The organism is Mesorhizobium sp. P2_H9, assembly GCF_056403215.1.
Genome location: NZ_JBFUFX010000003.1, coordinates 460762 through 474347 on the forward strand (window position 1 = coordinate 460762; position 13586 = coordinate 474347).

The window sequence follows — 13586 nt, forward strand, 5'->3', positions numbered from 1 at the left end:
CCGCGCGGCTGAAATTGAAAGAGACCGTACCCTTGCCAAAAGCGATTTGATGCACGTCATCACCACCCAGAATGAACTTGAGACCGTTCTCGCCGCTTTCGAAAAGTCGGAGTTCGTCACCGTCGACACCGAATTCATTCGCGAAACGACCTTCTGGCCGATTCTCTGCCTGATCCAGATGGCGGCGCCGGGCGTGACGGCGCTGATCGATCCGCTGTCGCCCGACATCGACCTGAAGCCATTCTTCAAGCTGATGGCCAATGAGGCGGTGGTCAAAGTCTTCCATGCGGCGCGCCAGGACATCGAAATCATCGTCCATCTCGGCGATCTCGTTCCGCATCCGGTGTTCGACACCCAAGTGGCGGCGATGGTGTGCGGCTTCGGCGACAGTGTCTCCTACGACCAGCTGGTGCAGCGGATCACCGGGGCGCGGCTCGACAAATCCTCGCGTTTCACCGACTGGCGCCATCGGCCGTTGTCCGACAAGCAGCTCGACTACGCGCTGGCCGACGTCACCCATCTGATCGATGTCTACCAGCACCTCAGCGCCGAACTGGTGCGGGAAAACCGCGCCCATTGGCTGAACGAAGAGATGGAGGTGCTGACCTCCCGCGAAACCTACGATCCGCATCCCGAGGATGCCTGGAAGCGGCTGAAGATGCGGCTGCGCAAGCCGCAGGAGCTGGCGATCGTGCAAGCGGTGGCCGCCTGGCGCGAGCGCGAGGCACGCGAACGCGATGTGCCGCGCGGCCGGGTGCTGAAGGACGACGCCATCTACGAAATCGCCCAGCAGGCGCCGCGCGATGCGGCCGCACTTGGCAAGCTGCGCACCACGCCGAAGGGCTGGGAACGCTCGTCGACAGCAACGACGCTGCTTGGCGTGACCGCCACGGCGCTTGCTTTGCCCAGAGAAGAGATGCCGAAGCTGCCGAAGAGTTTTCAGCCGCCGGAAGGTTCAAGTGCTGCAGCCGAACTGCTGAAAGTGCTGCTGCGCATCGTCGCCGAAAAGGAAGGCGTCGCCTCGAAGGTGTTGGCCTCCAGTGACGATATCGACCGCATCGCCGCCGAGGGCGAGGCCGCCGACGTGCCGGCGCTGCAGGGCTGGCGGCGCGCCGTGTTCGGGGACGCGGCGCTCAAGCTGGTGCGCGGCGAGATCGGCATCAAGTTCGACAAGCGCAGAATAGCGGTGTTCGACCTCTAGACGCCGTAACCCCGCTCCGCTCGGCGGAGCGACCCTCCCCACAAGGAGGAGGGTAAACAACTTCCCTACACCGCTCCGAGCAGGTGCAGTGCGAACCAGATCCATGCCAGCAACAGAATCACCGCGCCCACGTAGAAGGCGCGGCTGCGAAAGCGCAGATTGTTGCTGGTGAGATGGACCCAGGCGTGGGCATAGCGCGAGATCACGAAGATCCACATCAGCGTCAAGGTCAGGTAGTTGACGCCGTTGGTCACGTGCAACGTCAGGCATAGCACGTAGAAAAGCACCGGCAGCTCGAACTGGTTGATGAGATTGTTGGCGACGGTGACGCTGGACGCCGGCTCGGTGGTGCGCACCTTGTATTGACCAACCCTGGCCTCGCCTGATCTGACCGCGCCGTAACGGCGCCGGGCCATCACGCCATAGACGAGATAGATCAGCAGAACCTGCGCCAGCATCGGCCAGAAGATCGCAGTCTGGTTCACAAGCTGTTCCCTGCCCCGTTAGATTATTTTGCTCACGCCTGACGCCGGCGCTGGCCGGCCAGCGTGAAGGCCGCAATGACGATCGCCGGCACCGCCAGAAGCGCGAATTTGGTGACGATCAGCGACGAGGCGAAAGACAGCGAATCCGGATTGGCCGACAGGAAATCGGACAAAAGCCGCGCAACCGCTATGTTCTGCGCGTAGTCGGCAAGCGTATAGGGCAGCACCAGCACCAGTGCGACCAGCGATTGTAGCTGCGTCGACAAGGCGCGAAAATTCGTCAGCCGCCGCCCGGTGGCGAGAATCAGGCTGACCATGGTCACCGACAGCAGCGCCGGGAACAAAAGGTCAAAAGTCAGATAATGCCAGACCAGGATGATCTCGCTGCCGCGCCGGCCGAGCGCCGTCAGCCAGGCCATGCCCTCGTCCGGGGTGAAGCCGGCAAAGCGCAGGTCGAGCGACGGCAGCCCACCGCTCAGGCTGCGGAAATAGAAGAACTCCATCGCCGTCATGGCGATGAAAACCGCCGCTGAGACCACGCAGAGTGCGGCAGCATGGCGCGACAGCCGCAGGATCATGGCCGTCAGGCCGCGCCAGAGCGCATACTGATCGGGCTGATCAGGCTCCGCCGGGATAGTTCGGGCTTTCGCGGGTAATCGTGACGTCATGGGCGTGGCTTTCACGAAGTCCGGCATTGGATATGCGTACAAAGGTGGCGCGTTCGCGAAAATCTGCAAGGTCGCGGCCACCGACATAACCCATAGCGGCTTTCAGGCCGCCTGCAAGCTGGTGCAGCACGCCAGACACAGGTCCTTTGTAGGGAACCTGCCCTTCAATGCCTTCCGGGACCAGTTTCAGCGTGTCGCGCACCTCGGCCTGGAAGTAGCGATCGGCCGAGCCGCGGGCCATGGCCCCGACCGAACCCATGCCGCGGTAGGCCTTGAAAGAGCGGCCCTGGTGCAAATAGACCTCGCCCGGGCTTTCATCGGTGCCGGCCAGCAGCGACCCGATCATGGCAGCACTCGCGCCGGCGGCGAGCGCCTTGGCGAGATCGCCGGAAAATTTGATGCCGCCATCGGCGATGACCGAGACACCGGATTTGTGCGCCGTCTCGACCGCCGACATGATCGCCGACAGCTGCGGCACGCCGACACCGGCGACGATGCGGGTGGTGCAGATCGAGCCAGGGCCGATGCCGACCTTGACGGCGTCGGCGCCGGCGTCGATCAGCGCCAGTGTGCCTTCTGCCGTGGCGACGTTGCCGGCCAGGATGCGCACCGAATTGGACAGTTTTTTCGCCCGCGTCACCGCGTCCAGCACGCGCTGCGAATGGCCGTGTGCTGTGTCGATGACCAGAAGGTCGACGCCGGCATCGATCAGGCGCTCGGCGCGCTCGAAACCGTCGTCGCCGACGCTGGTGGCGGCAGCAGCGCGCAGGCGGCCCTGCGCATCCTTGGTGGCGTGCGGGTTGAGCTGCGACTTCTCGATATCCTTGACGGTGATCAGGCCGACGCAATTGCCGTCCTTGTCGACGACGACCAGCTTTTCGATGCGGTGCTGGTGCAAGAGCCGCTTGGCCTCGTCCTGGTCGACATTCTCCTTCACCGTGATCAGGTTCTCACGGGTCATCAGCTCGTAGACTTTCTGCGTCGGGTCCGAGGCGAAGCGGACGTCGCGGTTGGTCAGGATACCGATCAGCCGGCCGACCTTCTGGCCGCCTGAGCCGCCATTCTCGACCACCGGAATGCCTGAGATCGAGTAGGTGCGCATCAGGCCGAGCGCGTCGGCGAGTGTGGCTTCAGGGCCGATGGTGACGGGATTGACCACCATGCCCGATTCGAACTTCTTGACCTGCCGCACCTGCTCGGCCTGTTCGGCCGGCGAGAAATTGCGGTGGATGACGCCGATGCCGCCGGCCTGGGCCATGGCGATGGCCAGCCGCGCCTCGGTGACGGTGTCCATGGCGGCCGACAGGATCGGCACGTTGAGATCGATGTCGCCAGCGATACGGGTGCGGATGTCGGTCTCGCCGGGCATGACCTCGGAATGACCGGGCTGCAGCAGCACGTCGTCAAAGGTCAGCGCCAGCGCGCCGGTGGACGTTTCGATGATTTTTGCCATGGCCAGTCCTCGAAATACAGAAAAAGCGCTTGACCAGAATGGACAGCGCCGACTCGTCTTCTTCCCTTTCAGGATTGGCGCTGGCTCGTAACACGTCGCGGCGCCGATGAAAAGCCGATGATTGCACGCTCCCGGAAAGGTGACGTTTTGCCGAAAAATGCACCACCTCTGGTTGCCGGTCGCACAAACGTGACAGCAATTTAATGCGACATCCGGGCCAAGCCATGATAACCGCCCCTCGTGTCGGGTTGCCCCCAGTCGGCGACACAAAGAATCAAGTCCGGACGCGTTTTGTGAACCGCACCATTCCGCTTATCCTGGCGGTCGCCCTGTTCATGGAAAACATGGATTCGACGGTCATCGCGACGTCGCTGCCGGCGATCGCCATCGACATCCATGCCAGCCCGATCGCGCTCAAGCTGGCGCTCACCGCCTATCTGGTGTCGCTGGCGATCTTCATTCCGATCAGCGGCTGGATGGCCGACCGCTTCGGCGCCAAAAACGTGTTTCGCGCCGCGATCGGCGTGTTCATCGTCGGCTCGGTCGCTTGCGCCATTTCCGATTCGCTGCCGGCTTTCGTGGTCTCGCGCTTCCTGCAAGGCATTGGCGGCGCGATGATGACGCCGGTCGGGCGGCTGGTGCTGGTGCGCGCGACGCCCAAGAGCGAGCTGGTCGCCGCCATGTCCTGGCTGACCGTCCCGGCGCTGGTCGGGCCGCTGGTCGGGCCACCGATCGGCGGCTTCATCACCACCTATTTCACCTGGCACTGGATTTTTCTGATCAACGTGCCGATCGGCCTGGTCGGCATCTGGCTCGCCACCCGCTTCCTGCCGCAAACCGAAGCGACCGAGACGCCGCCGCTCGATTTCATCGGTTTTGTGTTGAGCGGGCTCGCCGCCTCCGGCGTGGTGTTCGGCCTGTCGGTAGTCAGCTTGCCTGCGCTGCCGCCGATCGCCGGCTTCATCACCGTCGCCGTCGGATTGGCGTCGGGCGCGCTTTACCTCCTGCATGCGCGCCATGCGAAAAACCCGCTGCTTGCGCTCGAATTGTTCCGCCACCAGGTGTTCCGCTCCTCGGTGCTCGGCGGCGGGCTGTTTCGCATCGGCATTGGTGCCGTGCCCTTCCTGTTGCCCCTGATGTTCCAGATTGGCTTTGGGCTGACGCCGTTCCAGTCGGGCATGATCACCTTCGTCTCGGCGATCGGCGCCATCGGCATGAAATTCGCCACCGCGCTGATTTTTCGGGTTGCCGGGTTCCGCCGCGTGCTGGTGGTCGGTTCGCTGGTCGCCGCGGCGTCAATCGCCGTCAACGGCCTGTTCACGCCCGACACGCCCTATGCGCTGATGCTGGCCATGCTGCTGGCCAGCGGCTTCATCCGCTCGATGTTCTTCACCGGCGTCAACGCGATCGCCTATGCCGAGATTTCGGCTGCCGACACCAGCAAGGCGACGCCGATCGCCGCCGTGTTCCAGCAACTGTCGATCGCGCTCGGCGTCGCGGTGGCGGGCGGCATCCTGGAGGTGTCGCAGACGCTGCATGGCGGGCCGCTGACGCTGGCCGACTTCCACACCGCCTTCTTCATCGTGGCCGTGATTTCGGCAGCGGCATCACTGTCGTTCATGCGGCTGGCGCCCGATGCAGGCAACGCGGTGTCGGGCCATGGCAGGCTGACAACGCCCAAGGAATTGGAGCCGATTAGCCCTCCCGGCAATTGAGGCCACGCAACGGCGACCTCAACCTTCGGTCGGCGCGCGCCCCTTGAAGTCCTTCGCCAGCAAATACAGCTCCACCGACTCATCACGCGAAGCCGGCGGCTTGACGTGATGGACCGAACGGAAATTCTGCTTGAGCAGGGACAGCAGCTCGTTTTCGGCGCCGCCCTGAAAGGTCTTGGCCAGAAAATGGCCGCCCGGCTTCAGCACCGCCAGCGCGAAATCTGCCGCCACTTCGCACAGATACATGGTGCGGATGTGGTCGGTCCTTTTGTGGCCGGTGGTCGGTGCCGCCATGTCGGAGAGCACTATGTCGGGCGGGCCGCCCAGCGTCTCGGCAAGCTTTTGCGGCGCCTCGGGGTCGAGGAAATCCATCAAAAGCACCGGCGCGCCGGGCACCGCGGCCATTTCGAGATAGTCGATGCCAACGACATGCGGGCTCTCCGCCGTCGATTTCGTCCGCGCCGCGGCCACCTGGCACCAGCCGCCGGGGGCGGCGCCGAGGTCGATGACCTTCATGCCGGGCTTCAAGAGATGATGCTTGTCGTCGATCTCGATCAGCTTGTAGGCCGCGCGCGACCTGTAGCCGTCGGCCTTGGAGCGTTGGACATAGGGATCGTTGATGTGGCGCTGCAGCCAGCGGCGCGACGATTCCTTGAGGCCGCTTTTCTTCTTGATCCGCGTCTTCAGCACGCGAATGCTGGCGGAGCCTGGTTTTTCTGGTTTCTTGGTCATTGTTTGATTTCTTGTTTGAGCATGATCTCTTCCGAAACCCGCTCCCCACTTTTCGGGATCATGCTCTGCCCCGCCCGCTGTTGCGCCAGACACCGTCGTCGGCCATCAGTTCGCTCAGTATGCCTTCGCGCAGGCCACGGTCGGCGACACGCAGCCGCTCGGATGGCCACACGGCGCGGATCGCTTCCAGGATGGCGCAGCCGGCCAGCACCAGATCGGCGCGGTCGGCGCCGATGCATGGGTTGGCGACACGCTGCTGAAAATCCCAGCCGACCAGTTTTTCGACCATGCGGTCGACGCTGTCGCGGTCCATCCACAGCCCGTCGACGCGGCGACGATCGTAGCGTTCCAAATCAAGGTGAACGCCGGCCAGCGTCGTCACCGTGCCCGAAGTGCCCAGCAGGTGAAACTTCGGGCTGGACAGAACATGGGCCAGCCGGTCGCGGCCGTCGAAGGCACGCAGGCGCACCGCGACATCCTCGACCATGGCGGAAAAGATCTCGCGCGTTACCGTGCGGCCGCCAAAACGTTCGGCCAGCGAGACGACGCCGACCGGCAGCGATGTCCACGAGACGATGTGGTTGGCAAGCCGTGGCGAGCGATGGCCGGTGAGATCGATCAGCGCGATTTCCGACGAGCCGCCGCCAATGTCGAACAGCACGACGCCTTGCGTGTCGCGCTCGACCAGCGAGCCGCAGCCCGACACCGCCAGCCGCGCCTCGGTCTGGCGGTCGATGATCTCGAGTTTTAGCCCGGCCTCGCGTTCGACCCGGTCGAGGAACTCGACGCCGTTTTCGGCAGTGCGGCAGGCCTCGGTGGCGATCAGCCTGGCTTTCCTGATCTTGCGGTTGCGCAATTTGTCGCCGCAGATCTTTAGCGCCTCGACGGCGCGGTCCATCGCCGGCTGGCCAAGCCGGCCATTGGCGGTGAGCCCCTCGCCCAGCCTGACGATGCGCGAGAAGGCGTCGATGACGCGGAACTGGCCATGGCGCGTCGGCACCGCGACCAGCAGCCGGCAATTGTTGGTGCCGAGATCGAGCGCGGCGAACACCGGCAGTTCCTGCATCGGCGGCCGGTAGTCGCGCTGCTCCTGCCTTGCCGGCGCGGTTGCAGGCAAAGGATCCGCCACGGGCGGCCGGACGGCTGGAGCGAGACCAATAGCGGGCGACGAGAGCCCACCGGGCTGATTCTCATCGCGCGCAAAAACCTTGCGCCCGCGCCGGCGTTTGCGCCGCTTTCTCGCCTTGCCCTTCTGATGTTGGGCGTCTCCTGCCTGCCCGTCTCCGGACTGTGGACCCGCCCGGCGGTCGTGATGCCGCCCGGTGGGTGGGCTTGCCTGGCCTGACGGCGGCGAAGCCCTGGACACGCCCACTTCCGGCGCGCCAACGCCGGTGTCGTGGTCTTCCACTTCAGTTCCTTCCGGCGCCGCGCGAACCGGAGACCGGACGCAGCAGGCGCTTTCATGTGTTTTAAGTTGCCGCCAGAGTAGCAGCGCCGGGCCGGATCACCAAGAGTGCAAGGGCCGAATTTTGCCGGCGTCAGGCAGCGGCAAGGTCATGCCGGTTGAATAGCCGGCTTCAATAAGGCATTTCTCAAATGAAGGGGTGAATGCTGATCACATCTTTGCGCCCCGACCCCGGAACCGAGCTGCAACGCATGACGACACCGCCATGAGGGCCATGAACTGGAGGCGCTATCTCTGGCCGGCCATCGGCATTGCGGCGGTGATTTTTTCACTGCTGCTACTCTGGCACGAATTGCGCGGCATCTCGCTCGACGATGTCTGGGCCGGCATCGTCGCCATCCCGGCGCGCGGCTGGGTGCTGGCCGGCCTGAGTTCGGTGGTCGCCTATGCCTCACTCGCCGGCTACGACCACATCGCGCTTCTGCACCTCGGCAAAAAGGTCTCGTGGCTGTTCGTCACCTTCTGTTCGTTCACCACCTATGCGCTGTCGCACAATATCGGAGGCTCGGTGTTTTCAGGCGCGGTGATCCGCTACCGCGCCTACGGCACCAGGGGGCTGAGCGGCCAGGATGTCGGCATTCTGGTGGCGATCTGCTGGATCACCTTCATGCTGTCGACGATCTTCGTCTCCGGCATCGTGCTGGTGCTCGAACCCGAGATCATCGACCGCTTCTCCGGCGCTCCGCACCATGGGCTGGCGATCGCCGCTGGCCTCGCCATGCTGATCCTCGTCGGCGCCTACATTTTCGGCAGCTGGCTGCACCTCAAGCCGCTGACGGTCGGCCGCTTCCAGTTGCACTACCCGGCGCTGCCGATCGTGGCGCGGCAATTGCTGATCGGCCCGATCGAGCTTTTGGCGGCAGCGGCGATCATCTTCTTTGCCTTGCCCGCAGGCAATCCCGGCTATTTCGTCGTGCTCGGCGTCTTCCTGGTGTCGTTCTCGATCGCGCAGATCTCGCATGCGCCGGGCGGGCTCGGCGTGTTCGAGGTCGTGTTCCTCGCCGGTCTGTCGCATATGGACCCGGTCGGCGTCCTGGCGGCACTGCTGGTGTTCCGGCTGTTCTACCTGATCATCCCGCTGCTGATCGCGCTCGGCATCGTGCTGTTCTTCGAACGCTCGCAATTTGGGCGGGCCGAGAGCTGAGGCGCAGCGCCTGAAGCGCTTGCCTGAAACAGATCGATGAAACCCGGTGATTGAAACGCTCGGCAGGCTTGACTATTTTCCGTCGGCGGCTACAAGGCACGCGCGGCCAGTTGACGGCCACGCCTGCGTGGTTTGTGAGAACCATGCCTGCTGGGGAATAGGTTAACGGTAGACCCACGGACTCTGACTCCGTTAGTCCTGGTTCGAATCCAGGTTCCCCAGCCAATTGATTTTAAAGCGATTTTCCCGTTTCATAATCAGAACACTTCGTGTCAGTCGGACGCACGGTCGGGAATTTTTGTTCCCGTTTCGAGCTTCCGGATAGCGCTTTCGCCGAGCGCTGGATCGCGATTGAGGTAATTGGAATCGAGGATCGCGTTGACGTCACGCAGGCTGTGACCGGTGATTGTCGCGATCTCCGGCACGGTCGCGCCGACGATAGCCAACCTCGTGACAGCCGTTCCGCGAAGGTCGTTGAAGGTCACACCGACCACGCCGGCGGCGGCACAGGCCTTGCGCCAGGACGATCGAAAGCCGTCAGCCGTCCATGCCACACCGTCGCTGTTGAGCAGGATCTGGCCAGCCTTGCCGCGCTGCGCATCGAGCGCCGCCTTTAACGGTGTGCCAACTGGGATGACCACGCGTGTTCCCGTCTTGGATTGCTGGAGGCGGATCACCTTGCCGTCATACTGCTGCCAGGTGAGCCGCAGCAGGTCGCCCTGGCGCTGGCCGGTCCACAATGCAAGCGTGAGCGGCAAGTGGAGGTGAGCCGGCGCACTCGCACAGAATGCGGCCTCGTCGGCAGCGGTCCAGACGTTCGCGGCTCGCGTGCCCCGATAGAGGCGCCCGCCCTTCTCGCAGGGATTGGCAGACACAAGGCCGCGACCTAGCGCCCAGGAGAGGATCCGGGCCAGCACCTGCCAGCCGTAGTCAGCCTGCCGTCGAGACGACTTTGCGCGCTCGTCGCGCCACTCCATGAAGATGCCGCGCGTGCGCCTATCGCTCATGCCTGACAGCGGGAATTCGCCAAATTTCTTCTCGATCATCTTAATCAATTTGACGTAGTCAGCCTGGGTTCGTGGCGCTAGGTCATCCCAATCCGAGCTAGCCTGAAACGCGTTCAGGATCGAAAACAGCACGCCTCGGCGAGGCTTGGCCTTGCGGGCGACGGCGGCGTTATAAGCCGCCATGAATTCCAGATCTCCTGGTTTTCCCGGTAGGCTCGGTCCACCCTTCCATGCCCAATAGTAAGTCACGACCCTGCCATCGGCGAGCGTCTTGGTGCGGCTGTTCAGGCCCTTAAGACGAACGCGCATGATTTTTCACCCATTTGTCGACGGCATTTTCCGGCTCGGTCGTCTGTGTGGCGGCGATGACGACGATCTTGCCGGTAACCGGATCGATTTCTACCCTGCCCGGCTCCATGTTGCCCTTGCGCGCACCCTTGATGGCGCGTGCAATATCGCCAACTTTGAAGGAAACGGGCGTGCCGGCCATAGTCCGTTACTCCTCTACCGAGGCAATAACGCCAAGCTTGTCGAGCACATGGTCAACGATCGCGCGAACACTCAAGAATGTCGCCACACCCTTGTTGTTCTTCATTGCTTCGCTCAGCGTGGCCTGACCGGCGCCTTCATGAAAATACGTTATGCGCGACGGCGAAACATCCGCCGCCGCGACGATGGTTCCCTCCCCTTCCATCAACATTACTTTCGTGTCGGCTGGGGTCTCCTCACTAAAGCTGAACCCGACGATCATTTCGCCACGGTCGTTGTCATCGAGCATTCCGCTGAGATACAGCTTGAGGCCGAACAGCAGATCCTTGCCTTGAACGAACGCAACTGCGTCGTCGGCCCCCAGGCCGTGGCGCGTCAGGACGACCACTAGCCGCACCATGCAGACGTCGAGGATCGAAAAATGGTTGACTGTCCTTCCGCCCCACAGTTCCGGAAATAGGCCATTTCGACGACGCCATGCCCGAAACGTCACGTCTTTGCAGCCTGCGACTTCACAGACTTTGGCAGCGGGGAAGATTCGGTCCGTGGCGTACATCACGATACATTTGTAGCATACGAGCGAAGGCGCTACAAGTGTAGCGAGATGTCCGCTCGCGAATGTTTTGACTTCGGCTATTAACTGTTCCGCCAAGTTGGACGTTGACGCTCCCCCTTCGTCAGCGTTAATAATCTCCTAATATAAGTACTTTCTTAAACTTATGATCGGCAACCAACGAGTTAGCCGACGCAAATGGGGTAGGGAGACGCAGCGCGACGACCAATGTCGTCGCATCATCATCATCAACATCGAGCTGCCATCCGTTTGTAGACGGCCTTGCTTGAGTCAGGCTGTTCGTAAGGCGGTAACGTTGCGGCGGGTTGGATGCGCTGACAATAGACGTCTACCAGTTTTTGCAGGGAGTGGTTTGTCTTTCAGTGCAGTCGATAAACGGATGTGGGGGCATCTGTGTATGGGTAAAGGGGGTTGGGGTGGCTTCTTCTGAAATCGTAGACGCCGACGGAATGTCGACGTCGCTTCGCGATACGCCACAGGTCGGAGGCGACGCCGACCGTTTTGCCGAAGATACGCCTCTCCTCATTTCCACCCCCCTGACGATTATTTCTCTTGATGTGCTGAGCAACGGTCGAACTGGAATCGCACTTTGCTCTATCGATGATGGGTTTTCCGCCTCGACCGGTCCGAAGAAGCCCGCTGTTGCCTGCGAAGATTCAGCAGGCATCAAGCTGTGTTTGCCGGACTCGCGGGCGTGGGCGTTTGGCATTGGTACACATGCCATTGGTCTGAATGCGAACTCACTTGGTCCGGCGCTCTCTCCCAGGATCAAGCCGTTAGTTGGCGAAGGCGAACTTGCCCTCACAGGTTCACAATTTTTGAGCGACCCCGCCGCAAGCGGCAGGTCGATGTCGATACTTCTTGATCGACAAGAACAATTGGCAAGATAGGGGATTGGGTATGGCAACGACCATTGGCACAGGCAGCAACGACAATCTGGTCGGCGGTAGCGGTGTGGACATACTGTCAGGGGGCGCTGGAGACGATCGCCTGAACGGCGGATCGGGAGATGACATTCTCAATGGCGGTAGCGGCTTCGATACTGTTCTCGGCGGATCAGGGACGGACACGCTGATCTATAAGGCCTATGAGAACCAGTACCGCCTTGGCAGCACATTCACGAGTTCCACCCAGACGGTGACAGGCGGGACGCTGTATTCCGGAACAGACCAGACCACCAATGGGATCGTGCCTACTCAAACGTTGCTGGGCGGGACCACTTTTTCGGGTTATGATTCCTACGATGGCGGAAACGGCGCGGTGCAGCTGGGTAAGACTGGATCCACACCCGACGTCGACACTATGCAGATCTGGCTGAGCGCAGCTCAGTTCAGCGACGCGGCCATTGCGGCAGAGATCGCTTACGTCAAAAACGTTTGGCTTCCCGCACACATCAGCGCACAAACTGGCCAGGCAGATAGTTCTGTCTACACCTTCAAGACGCTCGATCTTAAGATTACCGGTATTGAGAAGATTGTAGTTCTCAACGAGCAAGGAACAACAAATCACGCGCCTTCGCAGCCGACCGATAGCGACGGTGCCGTCGGCGGCAGCGTTGCGGAAGGCGCTGCCAATGGCACCACAGTCGGGATCACGGCGATCGCAACCGATGCTGACGGTGACACGGTCACCTACAGCTTGGCCGACAATGCCGGCGGCCGGTTTGGGATCAACGCCACCACTGGCGTGGTGACGGTGGCCAACGCCGCGCTGCTCAATTACGAGACGGCGACCAGCCATACGATTACAGTACAGGCGAATGATGGCCACGGCGGGTTAACTACCCAGAGCTTCACCATTGCGGTGACCGACGTGGCGCCCTCGACGCCGACCGACAGCAATGCTGCCGCCAACACGGTTGCCGAGGGTGCGACCGCTGGCACGCTGGTCGGGGTGACGGCCTCGTCAAGCGACGTCAATGGCGGCACGGTGACGTACTCGCTGAGCGACGATGCCGGCGGGCGGTTCCAAATCAACTCGACCACCGGCGTGGTGAGCGTGAGCGCCGCGGGCGCCAGCACGATCAACTACGAGAGCAGTGGCGGCAGTTACACGATCAAGGCGGTTGCCAGTGATGGGACGCTGACCGGCGCCGCGCAGACCTTCACCATCGCGGTGGGTGACATGGCTCCGTCCATGCCGACGGACGGCACCGCGGCCGCCAACACGGTTGCCGAGGGTGCGACCGCTGGCACACTGGTCGGGGTGACGGCCTCGTCAAGCGACGTCAATGGCGGCACGGTGACGTACTCGCTGAGCGACGATGCCGGCGGGCGGTTCCAAATCAACTCGACCACCGGCGTGGTGAGCGTGAGCGCTGCGGGCGCCAGCACGATCGATTACGAGAGCAGTGGCGGCAGTTACACGATCAAGGCGGTTGCCAGTGATGGGACGCTGACCGGCGCCGCGCAGACCTTCACCATCGCCGTCACCGACGTTGATCCGAGCACGCCGACCGATACCGACGGCGCGACCGGCGGCAGCGTTGCGGAAGGCGCCATCAACGGCACCGCCGTCGGCATCACCGCGTTTTCGACCGATCCGAACGGCCCGGACGTGACGTACTCGCTGAGCGACAATGCCGGCGGACGCTTCGCCATCGACGCCACCACCGGCGTGGTGACGGTCGCCGATGCCTCGCAGCTCAACTACG

The 13586-nt window shown here is 62.7% G+C and carries 13 protein-coding genes and 1 tRNA gene; 6 read left to right on the forward strand and 8 right to left on the reverse strand.

Annotated features, from left to right (window positions below):
* Positions 1 to 49 precede the first annotated feature (49 nt).
* The gene (gene rnd, locus AC1DXN_RS08260; RefSeq protein ID WP_477243113.1) at positions 50 to 1201 is read left to right on the forward strand and encodes a ribonuclease D; all 1152 of its coding nucleotides are present in this window, start codon (positions 50 to 52) and stop codon (positions 1199 to 1201) included.
* A gap of 65 nt (positions 1202 to 1266) precedes the next feature.
* Here rnd and AC1DXN_RS08265 read toward each other — a convergent pair whose 3' ends face one another.
* From AC1DXN_RS08265 to guaB, 3 genes are read right to left on the reverse strand one after another with little or no spacing between them, the layout of a single operon-like run.
* The gene (locus tag AC1DXN_RS08265) at positions 1267 to 1686 is read right to left on the reverse strand and encodes an MAPEG family protein (protein WP_477242785.1); all 420 of its coding nucleotides are present in this window, start codon (positions 1684 to 1686) and stop codon (positions 1267 to 1269) included.
* Between the two features lie 32 nt (positions 1687 to 1718).
* Positions 1719 to 2354, reverse strand: coding sequence for a hypothetical protein (locus AC1DXN_RS08270; protein ID WP_477242784.1), 636 nt, complete (start codon positions 2352 to 2354; stop codon positions 1719 to 1721).
* Positions 2305 to 3807: an IMP dehydrogenase gene (guaB, locus tag AC1DXN_RS08275; protein ID WP_477242783.1), complete on the reverse strand. Its 1503-nt coding sequence runs from the start codon at positions 3805 to 3807 to the stop codon at positions 2305 to 2307. Before guaB ends, AC1DXN_RS08270 begins: the two co-directional genes overlap by 50 nt.
* A 293-nt stretch (positions 3808 to 4100) precedes the next feature.
* Between guaB and AC1DXN_RS08280 the strand changes: the two genes are divergently transcribed.
* Positions 4101 to 5522, forward strand: coding sequence for an MFS transporter (locus AC1DXN_RS08280; RefSeq protein ID WP_477269110.1), 1422 nt, complete (start codon positions 4101 to 4103; stop codon positions 5520 to 5522).
* Between the two features lie 18 nt (positions 5523 to 5540).
* Here the strand turns inward: AC1DXN_RS08280 and AC1DXN_RS08285 are convergent, their stop codons facing one another.
* The gene (locus AC1DXN_RS08285; protein WP_477242781.1) at positions 5541 to 6254 is read right to left on the reverse strand and encodes an RlmE family RNA methyltransferase; all 714 of its coding nucleotides are present in this window, start codon (positions 6252 to 6254) and stop codon (positions 5541 to 5543) included.
* 58 nt (positions 6255 to 6312) lie between these two features.
* Positions 6313 to 7662, reverse strand: coding sequence for a Ppx/GppA phosphatase family protein (locus AC1DXN_RS08290; protein WP_477269108.1), 1350 nt, complete (start codon positions 7660 to 7662; stop codon positions 6313 to 6315).
* Positions 7663 to 7933: 271 nt separating this feature from the next.
* On the opposite strand from AC1DXN_RS08290, the gene AC1DXN_RS08295 reads away from it, so the two are divergent.
* Together AC1DXN_RS08295 and AC1DXN_RS08300 are read left to right on the forward strand one after the other, a co-directional pair.
* Positions 7934 to 8863 (forward strand): putative bifunctional lysylphosphatidylglycerol flippase/synthetase, encoded by a 930-nt coding sequence (locus tag AC1DXN_RS08295; protein ID WP_477269106.1) that lies wholly within the window; start codon positions 7934 to 7936, stop codon positions 8861 to 8863.
* Positions 8864 to 9014: 151 nt separating this feature from the next.
* Positions 9015 to 9088 (forward strand) — tRNA-Gln (locus AC1DXN_RS08300).
* A gap of 47 nt (positions 9089 to 9135) precedes the next feature.
* Here AC1DXN_RS08300 and AC1DXN_RS08305 read toward each other — a convergent pair.
* The 3 genes from AC1DXN_RS08305 to AC1DXN_RS08315 all read right to left on the reverse strand — a co-directional run bounded on the left by AC1DXN_RS08305 (position 9136) and on the right by AC1DXN_RS08315 (position 10915).
* Positions 9136 to 10002 carry a tyrosine-type recombinase/integrase gene (locus AC1DXN_RS08305; RefSeq protein ID WP_477269104.1) on the reverse strand — a complete coding sequence of 289 codons (867 nt, stop codon included), beginning with the start codon at positions 10000 to 10002 and terminating at the stop codon, positions 9136 to 9138.
* A 160-nt stretch (positions 10003 to 10162) separates the two neighbouring features.
* The gene (locus AC1DXN_RS08310) at positions 10163 to 10360 is read right to left on the reverse strand and encodes a hypothetical protein (protein WP_477269102.1); all 198 of its coding nucleotides are present in this window, start codon (positions 10358 to 10360) and stop codon (positions 10163 to 10165) included.
* A gap of 6 nt (positions 10361 to 10366) precedes the next feature.
* On the reverse strand, positions 10367 to 10915 hold the full coding sequence (locus AC1DXN_RS08315) for a hypothetical protein (protein WP_477269101.1): 549 nt from the start codon (positions 10913 to 10915) through the stop codon (positions 10367 to 10369).
* A 434-nt stretch (positions 10916 to 11349) separates the two neighbouring features.
* Between AC1DXN_RS08315 and AC1DXN_RS08320 the strand changes: the two genes are divergently transcribed.
* Positions 11350 to 11823, forward strand: coding sequence for a hypothetical protein (locus tag AC1DXN_RS08320; protein ID WP_477269099.1), 474 nt, complete (start codon positions 11350 to 11352; stop codon positions 11821 to 11823).
* A 10-nt stretch (positions 11824 to 11833) separates the two neighbouring features.
* Positions 11834 to 13586, forward strand: a 1753-nt coding sequence (locus AC1DXN_RS08325) for a cadherin domain-containing protein (protein WP_477421515.1), incomplete at its 3' end; no start/stop codon positions are given.

Bases quoted from the DNA above. Each gene is read 5' to 3' on its own strand.
- guaB (WP_477242783.1), bottom strand. From the start codon at position 3,807: ATGGCAAAAATCATCGAAACGTCCACCGGCGCGCTGGCGCTGACCTTT.
- AC1DXN_RS08270 (WP_477242784.1), bottom strand. From the start codon at position 2,354: ATGACGTCACGATTACCCGCGAAAGCCCGAACTATCCCGGCGGAGCCT.
- AC1DXN_RS08310 (WP_477269102.1), bottom strand. From the start codon at position 10,360: ATGGCCGGCACGCCCGTTTCCTTCAAAGTTGGCGATATTGCACGCGCC.
- rnd (WP_477243113.1), top strand. From the start codon at position 50: ATGCACGTCATCACCACCCAGAATGAACTTGAGACCGTTCTCGCCGCT.
- AC1DXN_RS08285 (WP_477242781.1), bottom strand. From the start codon at position 6,254: ATGACCAAGAAACCAGAAAAACCAGGCTCCGCCAGCATTCGCGTGCTG.
- AC1DXN_RS08295 (WP_477269106.1), top strand. From the start codon at position 7,934: ATGAACTGGAGGCGCTATCTCTGGCCGGCCATCGGCATTGCGGCGGTG.
- AC1DXN_RS08315 (WP_477269101.1), bottom strand. From the start codon at position 10,915: ATGTACGCCACGGACCGAATCTTCCCCGCTGCCAAAGTCTGTGAAGTC.